The sequence below is a fragment of the Ruegeria sp. HKCCD7303 genome (genome assembly GCF_013111185.1).
Taxonomy (GTDB): Bacteria; Pseudomonadota; Alphaproteobacteria; order Rhodobacterales; family Rhodobacteraceae; genus Ruegeria.
Window position 1 is genome coordinate 203,640 of record NZ_WVRE01000002.1, and the last position, 14,416, is coordinate 218,055.

Genomic DNA, 14,416 nt, shown 5'->3' on the forward strand with positions numbered 1-14,416 from the left:
GCAGATGGGCGCTGTCTATTTCTACCACCTGACCCGCCAGCCGCTGGAACACACCTTGCCGGTGCTGCTGGACAAGGCGCGGCAGGCCGGGTGGAAGATTGCCGTGCGGGGCACCGACCCTGCGCGGATGGACTGGCTGGATGAAAAGCTGTGGCTGGGGCCCGAAGACGGGTTTTTGCCGCATGGCCGCGAAGGTGGCCCCCATGACGCAGAGCAGCCGATTTTGCTGACCACGGGTTCGCAAGCTGCCAATGGCGCGTCCTGTGTCATGGCCGTTGACGGAGCGCTGGTCGAGGCGGAAGAAGTCACCGCGATGGAACGTGTGTGCATTCTGTTCGATGGCAATGACGACATAGCCGTTCAACATGCGCGGGGGCAGTGGAAATCGCTGACCGCTGCGGGGTGTTCGGCGCAATACTGGTCGGAAGAATCCGGACGGTGGGAAAAGAAGGCCGAAGCCTGACGGGCGACGCCGTTTTCAGGAGATTTGAAAGATGCAAATGAAGCCCTTGGGCCGTACTGGAATTATGGTGAGCGACCTATGTCTTGGAACCATGACTTTTGGCACACAGACCTCCGAAGCCGATGCGCACAGGCAGATGGAAATGGCGCTGGATGCCGGCATCAACTTTGTGGATGCAGCCGAGATGTATCCCGTAAACCCGGTTTCAAAAGAAACGATCGGGCGCACCGAAGAGATTCTGGGCAATTGGAACGCAGCCAATGCAGCGCGGCGTGGGGATTACATTTTGGCGACCAAGCATTCCGGTGAGGGTTTGTCCTTTGTGCGTGACGGTGCGCCGATCACAGGCAAGACGATACCCGAAGCGATTGAAGGGTCGCTGAAGCGGTTGCAGACAGAGTGCATCGACCTCTATCAGTTTCACTGGCCGAACCGCGGCAGCTACATGTTCCGACAGAACTGGGACTTTGCGCCAACCGGGCACAATACAGAAGGTGTTCTGGAGAATATGCAAGAGTGTCTGGAGGCTCTGCAGGCTCAAGTCGACAAGGGCAACATCCGCGCCTTTGGTCTGTCCAACGAAAGTGCATGGGGCACGGCGCAGTGGGTGCGTCTGGCCGAAAAGATGGGCGCGCCGCGTGTGGCGTCGATTCAGAACGAGTATTCGCTGCTCTGCAGGCTGTTCGACACGGATATGGCCGAGCTATGCGTGCATGAAGATGTCGGGCTGATGGCGTTCTCGCCTTTGGGTACCGGCTTGCTGACGGGTAAGTATCAGGGTGGGGCAGTCCCGGACGGTTCGCGCATGTCGCTTTCACCTGAACTGGGCGGGCGCAAGTCTGATCGGGTGTTTGATGCGGTCGCCGCTTATCTGGACGTTGCTGCGCGTCACAGTTTGGATCCGACGCATACGGCATTGGCTTGGTGTCGTACACGGCCATTCATGATGTCGGCTATTTTTGGCGCAACTACGGTTGAGCAGCTTGAACACGTATTGGCTGGCGCAGATCTGACGTTGTCAGATGATGTGTTGGTAGAGTTGGATGCAGCCCATAAGGCGCATCCGATGCCGTACTGAGGGCAGGGGGCGCTGCCCCCGCCGCCTTCGGCGGCTCCCCCGAGGTATTTTTAGCCAGATGAAGTTGGATCCGGTCAGTGATGGGTGGGGTGTGTGCGCTCTTGCCTGAGGTCGCGGGCGGACTGGCCGTGCGCGGTGCGAAAGGCGCGGGCGAAGCTGGATTGTGAGGCAAAGCCCGTGGCCAGTGCTACATCCATTAAGGGCATGTCGGTGTCAGTGACAAGGCGACGCGCTTCGGCCAGGCGCAGTTGCAGGTAGTGATCCTGTGGCGTGGTGTTCAGGCGCAACCGGAACTGTTGCTGCAAGGTGCGCGGGCTGGTGCCCAGGCGATCTGCGATACACGCAAGCGGCAAGGGGTCATCCAAAGAGTCCTGCATCAGTGAATTGGCCTTGGCGGTCAAAGCTGTGTGGCGGTGTGGTGCGCCAGTGCGGCTTTGCGGTTTGGCAGGGTCGGGTGCGCCTTCGTAGAGGAACAAGCCTGAAACGCGCGCTGCGAACCCCGCGCCGTGGCGGGCGGCGATGATGTGCAGCATCATCTCGACCGCCGGGATTGCTCCGCCGGATGTCAGCCGGGTGTCAGACACGGTGAAGCGGTCGGGGCGCACGTCCACTTCGGGGAAACGCGAGGCGAAGTTTTCCAGGTCTTCCCAATGGGTGGTGGCGGCGTGGCCGTCAAGCAGCCCGGCCTCGGCCAGCAGCCAGGGGCCGCCATCGATGCCTGCCATTGTTGCGCCAGTACCTGCGATCCGGCGCAGACCCGCAAGCAGGCTGGGGGTGGCGTGACGGGCCAGTTGGAACCCGGCCACAACGATCATTAGGTCACAGCCTTGCAGACGTGCCAGCGGGATACCCGGCACTTGCAAGGCGCTGGTCAGCATTGCCGGTTCGGGTGTCGCTGTCACGTAGTCCCAGTCAAAGGCCGGGCGATCGGCCAGACGGTTGGCCGCGCGCATTGGGTCGACCGCCGAGGCGAAGCTGAGCGTGTTGCAGTCATCAAGTACCAGCACCGCCGTTTTCAGGGCGCGATGTTCGGGCTGCAGTATGTTTTTTGCGGATTGCATCAAGTTCGATTCGCATTCTGCCAAGTTGTTTTCCCAAGGCTGCGTCAGAGTTGAAAGTAACGCAAATCGGAATCCGGGGAGAAGCCTGGGGAAAACTCAGGTCAAAACCGGGTATAACTTGGGGAAAACGCCATGCCTCTGGAAATGAACCGCGATGTCTTTATCACCTGCGCCGTGACCGGCTCGGGTGGAACGCAGGATCGCAGCCCTCATGTACCGCGCTCGCCGCAGCAGATTGCCGACAGCGCGATTGCTGCCGCTAAGGCTGGAGCTGCAGTTGTGCATTGCCATGTGCGTGACCCCGAAACCGGTGCGCCAAGCCGTCGGCTGGATCTGTATCGTGAGGTCACAGACCGGATTCGCGACGCCGACGTGGACGTTGTTCTGAACCTGACTGCGGGGATGGGGGGGGACATCGTGTTTGGTGGTGTTGAAAGCCCGTTTCCGGTGAATGAAGCGGGTACTGACATGATCGGTGCGTCGGAGCGCGTTGCGCATATTGCCGAGTGTCTGCCCGAAATCTGCACTTTGGACTGTGGCACAATGAACTTTGCCGAGGCCGATTACGTCATGACCAACACGCCTGGAGCCCTGCGCGCTATGGGGCAAATGATGACGGATATGGGCGTGAAGCCCGAGATCGAAGCCTTTGACACCGGCCACCTGTGGTTTGCCAAGCAGTTGGTGAAAGAGGGGATTCTGGAGCCCAACGCCTTGGTTCAGCTGTGCATGGGTGTGCCGTGGGGCGCGCCGGACGATTTGAACACCTTCATGGCGATGGTGAACAATGTCCCCGATGACTGGACCTTCAGCGCATTCTCATTGGGGCGGAACCAGATGGCTTACGTTGCGGCGACGGTTCTGGCCGGCGGCAACGTGCGCGTGGGTCTCGAGGACAACTTGTGGCTGGACAAGGGTGTTCTGGCCGAAAACTGGCAGTTGGTGGAACGCGCGGGAACCATCATCGAGAATATGGGCGCGCGGGTTATTGGGCCGCAGGAAGTGCGTGAGAAGTTGGGATTGGAGAAACGCGCGCCAAAGGGATGATTTGCTTGCGGCCGCTGGCATGGTCGAAGGCTCTGGAGCGTCAGCAAAAGGATGATAACCATGAGATCGGTTGTTGTGATATGCGCGGCGCTACTGATGGCATGCCTGCCCTGCGAAGGGGCAGCGCAAGCCACAGAGGTTGAGTTGGCCCGCCAGCAGTGCGAAGCCAAAGGCGGAAGATATGAGGTGGCTGGGCGACTCCGGCAGTATATCTGCTTTGAACCTTTGCCCGACGCCGGGGCACCCTGCAAAATAGCCTCCGATTGTGCAGGGTTCTGCCTGTCGGACACCAAACAATGCAGTGCCGTCACGCCAAAATTCGGATGCGTTTCGCATTTTGATGAGGCGGGGCAGGTGCAAGTGATCTGTATCGATTAGAGGACGATATGACAAAAACGGCAGCAATCATCGGGGGTGGGGTCATTGGCGGCGGATGGGCCGCGCGGTTCCTGCTGAATGGCTGGATTGTTCGGGTGTTCGACCCGGACCCTGAGGCCGAGCGCAAAATTGGCGAAGTTCTGGACAACGCGCGGCGGTCTCTGCCAGGCCTGAGCGATGTGCCATTGCCGCCCGAAGGCGCATTGAGTTTTCACGATGAAATGGCCGACGCCGTAGAAGGTGCGGTTTGGATTCAGGAAAGCGTACCGGAGCGTTTGGACCTGAAACTGAAGGTCTACAAAGGTCTGCAAGAGGCCTGCGATCCGGGCGCGATCATCGGGTCTTCGACCAGCGGTTTTAAGCCTTCGGAATTGCAAGAGGGCGCGCTGCGCCCCGAACAGATCGTCGTAACGCATCCGTTCAACCCGGTTTACCTGTTGCCGCTGATCGAGTTGGTGCCCACCGATAGGAACCCTCCCGAAATGGTCGCACGCGCGCAGGAGTTGCTGAAATCGGTCGGGTTTTTCCCCCTGCACATCAAGAAAGAGATCGACGCGCACATCGCCGACCGGTTCCTTGAAGCGGTCTGGCGCGAGGCACTGTGGCTGGTTAAAGACGGTATCGCGACTACGGAAGAGGTGGATGAGGCGATCCGCATGGGCTTTGGCATCCGCTGGGCGCAGATGGGCCTGTTCGAGACCTATCGCGTGGCAGGCGGCGAAGCCGGGATGCGGCATTTCATGGCGCAATTTGGTCCGGCGTTGAAATGGCCTTGGACCAAGCTGATGGATGTGCCCGAGTTCACTGATGAGCTGGTCGATATGATCGCGGACCAGTCCGATGCACAATCTGGGATGTATTCGATACGCGAGCTGGAGCGCATTCGCGACAATAATCTTGTGGGCATGATGCGGGCCCTCAAGGCACAGAATTACGGGGCAGGCGCTGTGCTGAACCAGCATGATGCGCTGTTGAAACCGGGTGCCTTGCCGACATTGGATCAGGCGGACCTGAGCCAGCCGATCCTGACCCTGTCCCGCGCCGTTCCGCTGGATTGGACGGACTATAACGGCCACATGAATGAGGCGAAGTATCTGGAGGCCTTTGCCGCCGCCACGGACCGCTTCATGGAGATCATCGGCTGCGATGCAGGCTATATCGCCTCGGGCGGCAGTTACTTCACCGCCGAAAACCACATTCGTTACATCGATGAGGTCAACGCGGGTGCAAAGATCGAGGTGCGCACGCAGATGTTGCTGGGGCAGGGCAAGAAGCTGCATGTGTTCCACAGCATGTATGAAGGCGACAAACTGCTGGCCACAGGCGAAAGCTTCTTGCTGCATGTCAGTCTTGAGACCCGGCGTCCAAGCTCTCCGTCCCCTGAAATCGAAGCGGCGATGGCGCGTATTGCCGAAGCTCAGTCCGTGCTGCCTTACCCCGAAGGCGCGGGGGCCGCTATTCGGAAGCCCTCATGAGCCGAAGGGTGTTGGTAACGGCTGGCGCGTCCGGTGTCGGTCGCGCCATGGCCGAGGCGTTTGATGCGGCTGGATATGATGTCTGGGTTACAGATATCGATCAGGCAGCGCTAAATTCTGTGCCCGATCCTTGGACGACGCATTGCGCCAATGCGTCGGATGAGGCTGATATGCGCGGCGTCTTTGATGCTATGTCTCAGGCAGGCGGGCTGGACACCCTGTGTGCCAACGCCGGAATAGCAGGGCCAACCGAGGCAATCGAAAACATCGATCTGAATGCTTGGCGCGCCTGCATTGCGGTTAATCTGGACGGTGCTTTTCTGGCGGCCAAATATGCCGCGCCATTGATGAAATCGGCGCGGGCGGGAAGCATCATCCTGACCTCGTCGACGGCAGGTCAGTACGGCTATCCGTTTCGTGCGCCGTATGCCTCGGCAAAATGGGCGGTGATTGGATTGATGAAAACACTTGCGATGGAACTGGGCCCGCATGGGATACGCGCAAACGCAATCTGCCCGGGCGCAGTTGAAGGCCCGCGCATGGAGGGTGTTCTGGCCCGTGAGGCAGAAGCCAAAGGCATGACCCGCGACGCGGTGTACCAAGGCTATGCTTCGGGTACGTCCATGGGGCGCTTTGTCGAAGCGCAGGACATAGCCAATATGGCCGTCTTCCTTGCGTCAGATGCGGCGCGGCTGGTGTCGGGTCAGGTCATCGCGGTGGATGGCCACACGGTCAATCCTGACCCGAAACTATGATTTAGCCCTGATTTGGCCCCCTGATCTGGCGGATGCTCTGGCGGACGGCCTGCCAGTCCTGTGCTTCCTGCTGATTTCCGGCAGCCTCGCATTCACGCATTTTCTGCGCAGCTTCGGCCTCGGCCCGGTCTCCGTGAGCGGCATAAAGGGCACGTGCGTATTGAGCGGTTTGTAATGCGTCCATTCCTGTGGTCCTCCGTCTGTGATCGGAATGCCCGAAGGTTCGCGCCAAGGGACCATAGCACAGTATTCCAAAGCCTGCATCATGTGCCTTCTGAAATCATGGATCTGAGCTGCCGAAGATGGTTGGGAAAGCTGCGGGCGGTCACGTCTGCCTCGCGTACAAGCGTATCGAAGTGGCGGGTAAATGTTTCGATCCGGTCCCGGTCGCGAAACGCCAAATAGTGACTGCCTGCGTAGAACACGCAAAGCAGAGGGCCGAATATCGTCACCGGGGCGGAATAAAGTCTTTTGGCATCAAACAGATAGATCCGCATTCTGGGGTAAAGCTGATCGCAAAGTGTCAGAAGGTGGTCGATCTGTTCCAGCCGTACCCGCGTGCTAAGGCCGCTGTAATACCCTGTGGCGCTTGCAAAGCTCTCGATTTCGAACAGCGGCATGGCGATTTCATAATCCGACTGCGCACTGCGCATCCAGGCCAACCTGTCCTCGGAGGCGCCGATCGCCTGATCCGCCGTTCGCCCCAGATGCGGGGCATATTCCCATTCCAGCAAAGCGCGGGTCTTGAGCATGTCAGGCAGCGTGGCTGGGACATAGCGCAGCTTGTACCCGGCCGCTTCTTTGTGCCACTCGAAAATCTTTTCATCTACCAGCGCGCGGGGTGCTTCGGTGAAGCTTAGGGAACCGGCCAGAAGCTCGGCCGCGCTTTCTGGCCTGTCGGACAGGCTTAGCAACCAGTCGGCTGAAACGCCAAGCGCAGCCGCGCATCCTCCGACCACATGCGCATTGGGCAGGCGCGCGCCATGCCCGGTCAAAAGCTGCGATACGGTAGAGCGGTCAACCCCTATGTCACGCGCAAGCGCGCTTTGACTGATGTTCCGTTGTTCCATCGCGCGGGCAAGTCGCAGTCGAAACTGCGCGGCGCGATCTCGTTTGTCTATTTTTTCCTGCATATGGTGATAAATATCATAATTGATGAATTTTGTTAATCATATTCAGAATTTTCAGAATAACCACCGACTTGTAACTCTTTGAAAAAAGCAAAAAGACTGAGGGTCGGAATGGAAACGCGGCGAAGATCTGTCGTGAAAGCAATCGTTTGGAATGTCATGGGGCTTGTCACCATGACCGCTGTAGGGCTGATTGCCACGGGCTCGGCCACTGTAGGCGGGGTTGTGGCGCTGGTGAACACCGCCATTGGTCTGACCATGTACGTGATTTACGAAAGGGTGTGGGCGGGCATCTCGTGGGGGCGCAATGGCTAAGCGACCCACATCCCAATCCCCTGAATGGGGCACGTTTTTCCTGATCATGGCCTGTTATGCGGCGTGGCTTGCGGGGTTGTTCTGGTTGACGGATGTTTCGTTGTGGTTGGCGGTGCTGGCCTTGGGCCTGGTTGCGGCCCTGCATTCGTCACTGACACATGAGGTCCTTCACGGGCACCCGTTTCAAGCCAAATGGCTGAATGAGGCGTTGATGGTGCTGCCGCTCACGCTTTTCATCCCGTACAACCGCTTTCGGGATCTGCATCTGGCACATCATCAAGATGCCGCGTTGACGGACCCCTACGACGATCCGGAATCGAACTATCTGGACCCCAAGGTCTGGTCGACATTGCCGCGCAGTTTACAAGTGCTGCTGGCGATCAACAACACTCTGCTTGGCCGCATGTTATTGGGCCCGGCCATCGGTCAGGTTTTGTTTCTGCGCGACGAATGGCAGGGGGCGCGGCACTGGGACAAGGATATCCTCTTGGCCTGGGCATTGCACCTGCCGGGTGTGGCGGTGGTACTGTGGATTGTTGCCCAGTCGGCCATGCCGGTCTGGGCCTATCTGATCTCGGCCTATATCGGGCTGGGGCTGCTGAAAATCCGTACGTTCCTTGAGCACCGCGCGCATGAAAAATCCCGGGCGCGTACAGTCATCATCGAAGATCGGGGACCCCTGGCATTTCTGTTTCTGAACAATAACCTGCACGTAGTTCATCACATGAACCCAAGCGCCCCGTGGTATCGCTTACCACAACTGTATCGGGACGGAAAAGACAAGTATCTGGCTTGTAATGAGGCATATGTATACCGGTCTTATGCGCAGATTTTCCGGCAGTACTTGTGGCGCGCGAAAGACCCCGTGCCGCATCCGCTCTGGCCAAAGTCCTGATTTGACGACACAACGGGTGGCATGAGTCTCTGGATCCCTGTCACCATCGCCGCCGCCAGTTTTCAAACTGTGCGTTTCATGCTGCAAAAATCGCTGAGCAGCGTGAAACTATCTGCGGCTGGCGCAACGTTTGCGCGCTTTGCCTATTCCATGCCGTTGGCCGTCGCAGGGTTGCTGGTCGCTTTGCAGGTAACGGGGGCAATCCTGCCAACGCTCAGCCCATTGTTCTGGATATACGTGGTGATCGGCGGGACGGCGCAAATACTTGCGACGATTTGTGTGGTGGCGCTGTTCAAACAGCGCAACTTCGCGGTGGGGATCACCTTCAAGAAAACCGAAGTGATTCAAACCGCGATTGTCGGCTTTCTAGTTCTGGGGGATCGCGTGTCAGCGGGCGCGCTGGTGGCTATTCTGTTGGGTCTTGCCGCAGTTCTACTGCTGTCGAAAACACCCGGTGGTGACGGGGCATTGTGGCGGCATCTGACCAACAGGGCCTCAAAATTGGGGCTTGGTTCGGGTGTTTTGTTTGCCTTTTCCTCCGTCAGCTATCGCGGCGCCTCGCTGCAACTGGGCGACTTGGACGCATGGTTCAGGGCATTGGTCACTTTGGCTGCCGTTGTGACGTTTCAGTTCCTCAGCATGGGGCTTTGGCTGTTGTGGCGCGATCGGTCCGAGTTGATCGCAGTCTGGCAAACGCGATCTACTGGAGTCTTTGTCGGGCTGACAAGTTTGGGCGGGTCGTTTTGCTGGTTCTGGGCGTTCACTTTGCAAAACGCAGCGTATGTAAAAGCGCTGGGGCAGATCGAACTGCTTTTCAGCTTGATGGCCTCGACATTGTTCTTCCGCGAAACGATCACCCGGCGAGAGATCGCCGGAATGACCTTATTGGGGCTTTCGATACTGGCGCTGGTGCTGGCAATTTAGCCAGCACGACGCTCATCAAAGCTAAGGGCGATAAAGCTGGGCAGATGATCACCCATCCCCACAACAACCGGACCGTTATCGGCCTTGCGGCCTCGACCGCGTCCTTTCGGTTCGCGCTCTTTCCGGTTGTCCTTCGAGCCTTCCTGTTCCTTGGCCCTTTTCTCGGGCTTCGGTTTCTCAGACTTGGGTTTTTCAGGCTTGGGCTCTTCTTTGACCGGATTGTCGATGCGCGGGATGTCTTTCTGGATCAGCTTTTCGATTGCATCCAAAGCCTTCTCATCGCGGCCCGAGCAAATAGTGATGGCCTTGCCTTCGCGCCCGGCACGACCGGTGCGACCAATGCGGTGAACGTAATCCTCGGCATGGCCAGGTACGTCGAAATTGAACACGTGACTGACCGAAGGAATATCCAGGCCACGCGCAGCGACATCCGAGGCCACCAGCAGGCGTAGCGACCCATCGCGGAAGCCGTCCAGCGTTTTCATGCGCTGCGACTGGTCCAGATCACCGTGGATCGCGGCGGCGTTATAGCCGTATTTCTTCAGCGATTTTGCGCAGATATCCACATCTGTCTTGCGGTTGCAGAAGATGATCGCGTTGGTGCATTTCTCACCTTCGGCATCGATCAGCGCACGCAGAACCTTGCGTTTGTTGCTGGCCTCACGATCGCGGCGACCGCCCTTGAACATGACGACGCCCTGTTCAATGGTCTCGGATGCGGTGGCCTGACGGGCAACCTCGATCCGGGCAGGGGCGGACAGGAATGTGTCGGTGATACGCTCGATCTCAGAAGCCATTGTGGCCGAGAAGAACAGGGTCTGGCGCGTGAACGGTGTCAGCGAAAAGATCCGTTCGATATCAGGGATAAATCCCATGTCCAGCATCCGGTCGGCTTCGTCCACCACCATGATCTGAACACCAGTCAGCAACAGCTTGCCGCGTTCAAAATGGTCCAGCAGGCGACCCGGCGTGGCGATCAGAACGTCAACACCACGGTCGATCAGTGCCTCTTGTTCCTTGAAACTGACCCCGCCGATCAACAGTGCTTTGGTCAGTTTCAGGTGCTTGGTGTATGTGTCGAAATTCTCGGCCACCTGCGCGGCGAGTTCCCGTGTCGGGCACAGCACCAGCGAACGCGGCATGCGTGCACGGGCGCGACCACGGGCCAGCAGGGTGATCATCGGCAGGGTAAAGCTGGCGGTTTTGCCAGTGCCGGTCTGCGCAATCCCCAGAACATCGCGACCTTCCAGAGCAGGTGGAATCGCACCTTCCTGGATCGGAGTGGGGGTTTCGTATCCGGCTTCCTCAATGGCTTTGAGGACCTTTGGGTTCAGGTTCAGTTCGTTAAACTTTGTCATGTAAGTCCGGTTTTTGCGGACACTTGACCTGGCCCGCGCGTCAAAGATGTGCCGGGCCCGGATGGCCATGCGCGCAATGCGCCTGTTCGGCTTGGGGCGGACATAACAAAAACGTAGGTCAGGGTCAAATGAAGTCCGCTTAATGCGGGGCACGCAAAATGTTCGCGGGATTTTCCGCAACAATTCAGCAGGTTCCGGGGAAGTGTTTCTCCAGTTTTTCGTCCAGATCCAATGGGCGGTGACGCAGTAGGTTGTGCTGTTCCAAACGGGCACGGACTTCGGGGTCTGCTCCGCTCATCTCATCGTAAAACGCGCGCAGCCCGTCTTTGCCTTGTTCGGCTTCGATCCAGTTGAGCAATTCATTTTTGTTCAAACCACCCTGTTCGCGCGGTACGTTGGGTGCCATGCCTGCCTGATACGAGCCGCGATCAATACGAAACTGGTAATGTCCGATCCAGTGGTCCCAATCCGGTGCGTGCCGGTGGCACAGCTCGACCTCGGGCAACTCGTATTTGCAAGGCAGTAGCTTTTTGTTCTGAAACAGGTTGTGGATGCGGAAGTTCAGGTATTTCAGGCCAGTGCGAACGAACAGCTTGCCCTGCACATGGCTGAGAAAACCACCCAGAACAAACGCGCCATAGGTAGGGTAAATCGCTTCGACCAATGCCTCGCGGTTGGACCCCTGCGGAATGTGTGCCTTATAAAGATCGTCACCGCCAGCCAGGGCTTCCATAGGGCGGACGCGTGCGGCGTTGAGGTTGGGCGGCACGTTGCCCAGCACTTCGGCGATCGGGGTCGGGGACCAAAGAAACTCGTCTACATCGATATGCGTCAGCCAATCCAGGGGCGTGTTGCGATAGGCAAATGTCGCGTGAACCGTCTGACGGACCTGATGCTTTTCCGGCCTTGCGCGACCTCGCTTTTCCCAAAACGCATCGTCGCAGACCCGCACGCGCACTTTGGGGTGCATCCTGAGCGCCCGAAAGGTGCGCCGGTTGGGTTCGTCCATGTAGATATACATAAAGTCCGCGCCCAGTTCGAGGTGATGGGCCACGAACCGCAGTACGTTCTCGGTCGGGCCCCGAACCATCGAGACGATGCCCCAGGTGCTCATGCGCGCGTCGCGCGCGCGTCGCGCATCCGTTGCAGGCGGCGAAAGACACCGCCTGGGTCTTTGTTGAGTTCCGTCATCAGATGATCGACCAACGGCGCGATGGTCGGGTCGTGCATCGCTCGGGTCCAAATTGGGGCGATAAGATTGATGTCCAACCCGCCTTTTTCAAAGGAAAAACCCTTCATTTCGAAGGGTAAATCCACATGGTTTTTGTCCTCGAACCGAAAGGGTGTATCCGGGGCCAGGCCCGAGAATAGGCGTTCAAACTCGTAAAGCTTCATCAGACCAAACAGCATCCGCAACGCGTGACCCACCTCGCGCTGTGTCGCCGTCTGGCCGTGGTCCGCAAATGTCTGAACCGAAGACACCAGCCAGCGCAGGTCGAGTGTGGCCAGCAGGTGATCGGACTGTTCGTCCCACAACCGGCAGAATAGGGTTGGCGCGTGGCGAGGAAAAGACCGTTTTCTAAGGTTCGAAATCAATTGCGCGTTCAGGAAGGCCAATTCCGACTGGCCGACGAATTCGCGTGCGATTTGGGCGCGTTTGCGATCCCATGTGGTGCTGCGTCCGGCCGGCACTTCGGTGGCGCTGTCTGGAACCGTGCGTTCGGCCAGATCATCCAGATCGACGTCGGGATCAGGCAGGGTGAGGGCGCCGAACTGAAACGGACTGCGCCGGTTCTCATAGCTGTCCAGCATGTCTGGCAGACCACCGGGATAGGTCAGTTCGTCGTCACTCATGCGCGCAGGATTGCACAGCCTGGTTCGGCTGCGCAATCAGCCAGTTGGATCACACCATCATCTCTTTTGTCGCAGTCAGGTTCAGAGCCGGATAGTCGCGCACGACTCGGTCGATGTCCCATTGCAGGCGCGTCAGATAGACGATGTCACCGTCATGATCATGTGCGATGTGCTGCTTGTTGGCGTCGACGAACTTCTCGACCTCGGCCTTGTCACCGCTGACCCATCGGGCCGAGGTGAATTGCGACGCCTCGAACCGAACGGGCAGACCGTATTCCATCTCGATCCGGCTGGCGAGCACTTCGAATTGCAGCGCGCCGACGACGCCGACGATAAAGCCCGACCCGATCGAGGGTTTGAACACTTTGGCCGCGCCTTCTTCGGCAAACTGCATCAGGGCTTTTTCCAGATGCTTGGCTTTCATCGGATCGCCCGCACGCACGCCCTGCAGCAGTTCCGGCGCAAACGATGGAATACCGGTCACGCGCAGTGCTTCGCCTTCGGTCAGTGTGTCACCGATGCGCAGTTGGCCGTGGTTCGGGATGCCGATGATGTCCCCGGCCCAAGCCTCTTCCGCCAGTTCGCGGTCGGATGCAAGGAATAGCACTGGGTTCGAGATCGCCATTGGCTTTTTGGACCGCACATGCGTCAGTTTCATACCACGTTTGAAGTGACCTGAAGCCATACGGACAAAGGCTACCCGGTCGCGGTGCTTGGGGTCCATATTGGCCTGAACCTTGAAGACAAAGCCTGCGACTTTCTTTTCATCGGGCGCAATCTGACGCGGTTCAGCTGACTGAACTTGCGGCTGTGGGCCATAAGCACCGATACCTTCCATCAGCTCTTTGACGCCAAACGAGTTGATCGCCGAACCAAACCAGATCGGGGTCATGTGACCTTCTAAAACCGCCTGCGGGTCAAGTGCTGGCAGCAGTTCACGCGCCATCTCGACCTCTTCCAGCAGCTTTTCCAGAAGATGCTCGGGCACATGTTCGGCCAATTTCGGGTCGTCCAACCCGTTGATTTCGATGCTTTCCGCCACCCTGTTGCGGTCTGCGCGGTCCATCAGTTCCAAACGGTCGCGCAGCATGTCGTAACAGCCGATGAAATCACGGCCCACGCCAATCGGCCAGGCCGCAGGCGTAACGTCGATGGCCAGCATTTCCTGAATCTCGTCGATGATCTCGAACGTATCGCGGCTTTCCCGGTCCATCTTGTTACAGAAGGTCAGGATCGGAAGATCGCGTAGACGGCAAACCTCGAACAGTTTCTGCGTCTGGCTTTCCACACCTTTCGCACCATCGATCACCATGACGGCCGCGTCCACCGCAGTCAGCGTGCGATAGGTATCCTCGGAAAAGTCCGAGTGACCGGGCGTATCCACCAGATTGAAGCGGAAATTGTCATAGTCGAACGACATCGCCGATGCCGAGACCGAGATGCCCCGATCCTTTTCCATCTGCATGAAGTCAGACCGTGTCCGCCGTGCCTCGCCCTTGGCGCGCACCTGACCGGCCATCTGGATCGCGCCCCCGTAAAGCAGGAACTTTTCCGTCAGCGTCGTCTTGCCCGCATCCGGGTGCGAGATGATGGCGAATGTCCGGCGGCGGGCAATCTCGGGCGGCAGGGTGGGTTGGTTCGAGGTATCAAGCATGAGCGCGCGTATATGCGGGGAAACCTGCC

Annotated in this window: 16 protein-coding genes; 9 read left to right on the forward strand and 7 right to left on the reverse strand. The window is 58.5% G+C overall.

Features of this window, described 5'->3' with window-relative positions:
• Nucleotides 1-4 precede the first annotated feature (4 nt).
• Together GS630_RS05615 and GS630_RS05620 are read left to right on the forward strand one after the other, a co-directional pair.
• Entirely contained in the window at nucleotides 5-463 is a 459-nt protein-coding gene (locus tag GS630_RS05615) for a DNA polymerase III subunit chi (RefSeq protein ID WP_171234415.1), read from the forward strand.
• 31 nt (nucleotides 464-494) lie between these two features.
• Complete coding sequence (locus GS630_RS05620) at nucleotides 495-1,541, forward strand: aldo/keto reductase (RefSeq protein ID WP_171618851.1); 1,047 nt, start codon at nucleotides 495-497, stop codon at nucleotides 1,539-1,541.
• Nucleotides 1,542-1,615: 74 nt separating this feature from the next.
• Here the strand turns inward: GS630_RS05620 and GS630_RS05625 are convergent, their stop codons facing one another.
• Nucleotides 1,616-2,602, reverse strand: a complete 987-nt coding sequence (locus tag GS630_RS05625; RefSeq protein WP_171618853.1) for a GlxA family transcriptional regulator — start codon at nucleotides 2,600-2,602, stop codon at nucleotides 1,616-1,618.
• A 132-nt stretch (nucleotides 2,603-2,734) separates the two neighbouring features.
• On the opposite strand from GS630_RS05625, the gene GS630_RS05630 reads away from it, so the two are divergent.
• From GS630_RS05630 to GS630_RS05645, 4 genes are read left to right on the forward strand one after another with little or no spacing between them, the layout of a single operon-like run.
• A complete protein-coding gene (locus tag GS630_RS05630) occupies nucleotides 2,735-3,649 on the forward strand; it encodes a 3-keto-5-aminohexanoate cleavage protein (RefSeq protein ID WP_171179871.1) in 915 nt (304 codons plus the stop codon).
• Nucleotides 3,650-3,709: 60 nt separating this feature from the next.
• Nucleotides 3,710-4,027: a hypothetical protein gene (locus GS630_RS05635; RefSeq protein ID WP_171618855.1), complete on the forward strand. Its 318-nt coding sequence runs from the start codon at nucleotides 3,710-3,712 to the stop codon at nucleotides 4,025-4,027.
• Nucleotides 4,028-4,035: 8 nt separating this feature from the next.
• Nucleotides 4,036-5,502 (forward strand): carnitine 3-dehydrogenase, encoded by a 1,467-nt coding sequence (locus GS630_RS05640; protein WP_171618857.1) that lies wholly within the window; start codon nucleotides 4,036-4,038, stop codon nucleotides 5,500-5,502.
• On the forward strand, nucleotides 5,499-6,257 hold the full coding sequence (locus tag GS630_RS05645) for an SDR family oxidoreductase (RefSeq protein ID WP_171618859.1): 759 nt from the start codon (nucleotides 5,499-5,501) through the stop codon (nucleotides 6,255-6,257). Before GS630_RS05640 ends, GS630_RS05645 begins: the two co-directional genes overlap by 4 nt.
• A gap of 1 nt (nucleotide 6,258) precedes the next feature.
• On the opposite strand, the gene GS630_RS05650 is transcribed toward GS630_RS05645, so the two are convergent.
• Together GS630_RS05650 and GS630_RS05655 are read right to left on the reverse strand one after the other, a co-directional pair.
• Complete coding sequence (locus tag GS630_RS05650) at nucleotides 6,259-6,441, reverse strand: hypothetical protein (RefSeq protein WP_171237708.1); 183 nt, start codon at nucleotides 6,439-6,441, stop codon at nucleotides 6,259-6,261.
• 79 nt (nucleotides 6,442-6,520) lie between these two features.
• A complete protein-coding gene (locus GS630_RS05655; protein ID WP_171618861.1) occupies nucleotides 6,521-7,390 on the reverse strand; it encodes a helix-turn-helix domain-containing protein in 870 nt (289 codons plus the stop codon).
• 108 nt (nucleotides 7,391-7,498) lie between these two features.
• Here GS630_RS05655 and GS630_RS05660 point away from each other — a divergent pair, with 108 nt between their 5' ends.
• The 3 genes from GS630_RS05660 to GS630_RS05670 are packed head-to-tail and all read left to right on the forward strand — an operon-like array spanning nucleotide 7,499 to nucleotide 9,521.
• Entirely contained in the window at nucleotides 7,499-7,702 is a 204-nt protein-coding gene (locus tag GS630_RS05660; protein WP_171234409.1) for a DUF2061 domain-containing protein, read from the forward strand.
• Nucleotides 7,695-8,597: a fatty acid desaturase gene (locus tag GS630_RS05665; RefSeq protein ID WP_171234408.1), complete on the forward strand. Its 903-nt coding sequence runs from the start codon at nucleotides 7,695-7,697 to the stop codon at nucleotides 8,595-8,597. The genes GS630_RS05660 and GS630_RS05665 overlap by 8 nt, the downstream gene beginning before the upstream one ends.
• A gap of 21 nt (nucleotides 8,598-8,618) precedes the next feature.
• Entirely contained in the window at nucleotides 8,619-9,521 is a 903-nt protein-coding gene (locus GS630_RS05670) for a DMT family transporter (RefSeq protein WP_171618863.1), read from the forward strand.
• On the opposite strand, the gene GS630_RS05675 is transcribed toward GS630_RS05670, so the two are convergent.
• From GS630_RS05675 to GS630_RS05690, 4 genes are all read right to left on the reverse strand, one after another.
• The gene (locus GS630_RS05675) at nucleotides 9,518-10,879 is read right to left on the reverse strand and encodes a DEAD/DEAH box helicase (RefSeq protein ID WP_171179887.1); all 1,362 of its coding nucleotides are present in this window, start codon (nucleotides 10,877-10,879) and stop codon (nucleotides 9,518-9,520) included. The two genes, GS630_RS05670 and GS630_RS05675, sit on opposite strands and share 4 nt — an antisense overlap.
• A gap of 184 nt (nucleotides 10,880-11,063) precedes the next feature.
• Complete coding sequence (locus tag GS630_RS05680) at nucleotides 11,064-11,993, reverse strand: glycosyltransferase family 2 protein (protein ID WP_253285847.1); 930 nt, start codon at nucleotides 11,991-11,993, stop codon at nucleotides 11,064-11,066.
• Nucleotides 11,990-12,733 carry a hypothetical protein gene (locus tag GS630_RS05685; RefSeq protein ID WP_171237705.1) on the reverse strand — a complete coding sequence of 248 codons (744 nt, stop codon included), beginning with the start codon at nucleotides 12,731-12,733 and terminating at the stop codon, nucleotides 11,990-11,992. Before GS630_RS05685 ends, GS630_RS05680 begins: the two co-directional genes overlap by 4 nt.
• A gap of 49 nt (nucleotides 12,734-12,782) precedes the next feature.
• On the reverse strand, nucleotides 12,783-14,387 hold the full coding sequence (locus GS630_RS05690; protein WP_171711899.1) for a peptide chain release factor 3: 1,605 nt from the start codon (nucleotides 14,385-14,387) through the stop codon (nucleotides 12,783-12,785).
• Between the last annotated feature and the right edge of the window lie 29 nt (nucleotides 14,388-14,416).

Excerpts from the sequence above, each read along its gene's own strand:
- GS630_RS05675 (WP_171179887.1), bottom strand. The coding sequence starts at position 10,879 with ATGACAAAGTTTAACGAACTGAACCTGAACCCAAAGGTCCTCAAAGCC.
- GS630_RS05620 (WP_171618851.1), top strand. The coding sequence starts at position 495 with ATGCAAATGAAGCCCTTGGGCCGTACTGGAATTATGGTGAGCGACCTA.
- GS630_RS05665 (WP_171234408.1), top strand. The coding sequence starts at position 7,695 with ATGGCTAAGCGACCCACATCCCAATCCCCTGAATGGGGCACGTTTTTC.
- GS630_RS05650 (WP_171237708.1), bottom strand. The coding sequence starts at position 6,441 with ATGGACGCATTACAAACCGCTCAATACGCACGTGCCCTTTATGCCGCT.
- GS630_RS05635 (WP_171618855.1), top strand. The coding sequence starts at position 3,710 with ATGAGATCGGTTGTTGTGATATGCGCGGCGCTACTGATGGCATGCCTG.
- GS630_RS05690 (WP_171711899.1), bottom strand. The coding sequence starts at position 14,387 with ATGCTTGATACCTCGAACCAACCCACCCTGCCGCCCGAGATTGCCCGC.
- GS630_RS05625 (WP_171618853.1), bottom strand. The coding sequence starts at position 2,602 with ATGCAATCCGCAAAAAACATACTGCAGCCCGAACATCGCGCCCTGAAA.
- GS630_RS05660 (WP_171234409.1), top strand. The coding sequence starts at position 7,499 with ATGGAAACGCGGCGAAGATCTGTCGTGAAAGCAATCGTTTGGAATGTC.
- GS630_RS05655 (WP_171618861.1), bottom strand. The coding sequence starts at position 7,390 with ATGCAGGAAAAAATAGACAAACGAGATCGCGCCGCGCAGTTTCGACTG.
- GS630_RS05670 (WP_171618863.1), top strand. The coding sequence starts at position 8,619 with ATGAGTCTCTGGATCCCTGTCACCATCGCCGCCGCCAGTTTTCAAACT.
- GS630_RS05685 (WP_171237705.1), bottom strand. The coding sequence starts at position 12,733 with ATGAGTGACGACGAACTGACCTATCCCGGTGGTCTGCCAGACATGCTG.
- GS630_RS05645 (WP_171618859.1), top strand. The coding sequence starts at position 5,499 with ATGAGCCGAAGGGTGTTGGTAACGGCTGGCGCGTCCGGTGTCGGTCGC.
- GS630_RS05680 (WP_253285847.1), bottom strand. The coding sequence starts at position 11,993 with ATGAGCACCTGGGGCATCGTCTCGATGGTTCGGGGCCCGACCGAGAAC.
- GS630_RS05640 (WP_171618857.1), top strand. The coding sequence starts at position 4,036 with ATGACAAAAACGGCAGCAATCATCGGGGGTGGGGTCATTGGCGGCGGA.
- GS630_RS05630 (WP_171179871.1), top strand. The coding sequence starts at position 2,735 with ATGCCTCTGGAAATGAACCGCGATGTCTTTATCACCTGCGCCGTGACC.
- GS630_RS05615 (WP_171234415.1), top strand. The coding sequence starts at position 5 with ATGGGCGCTGTCTATTTCTACCACCTGACCCGCCAGCCGCTGGAACAC.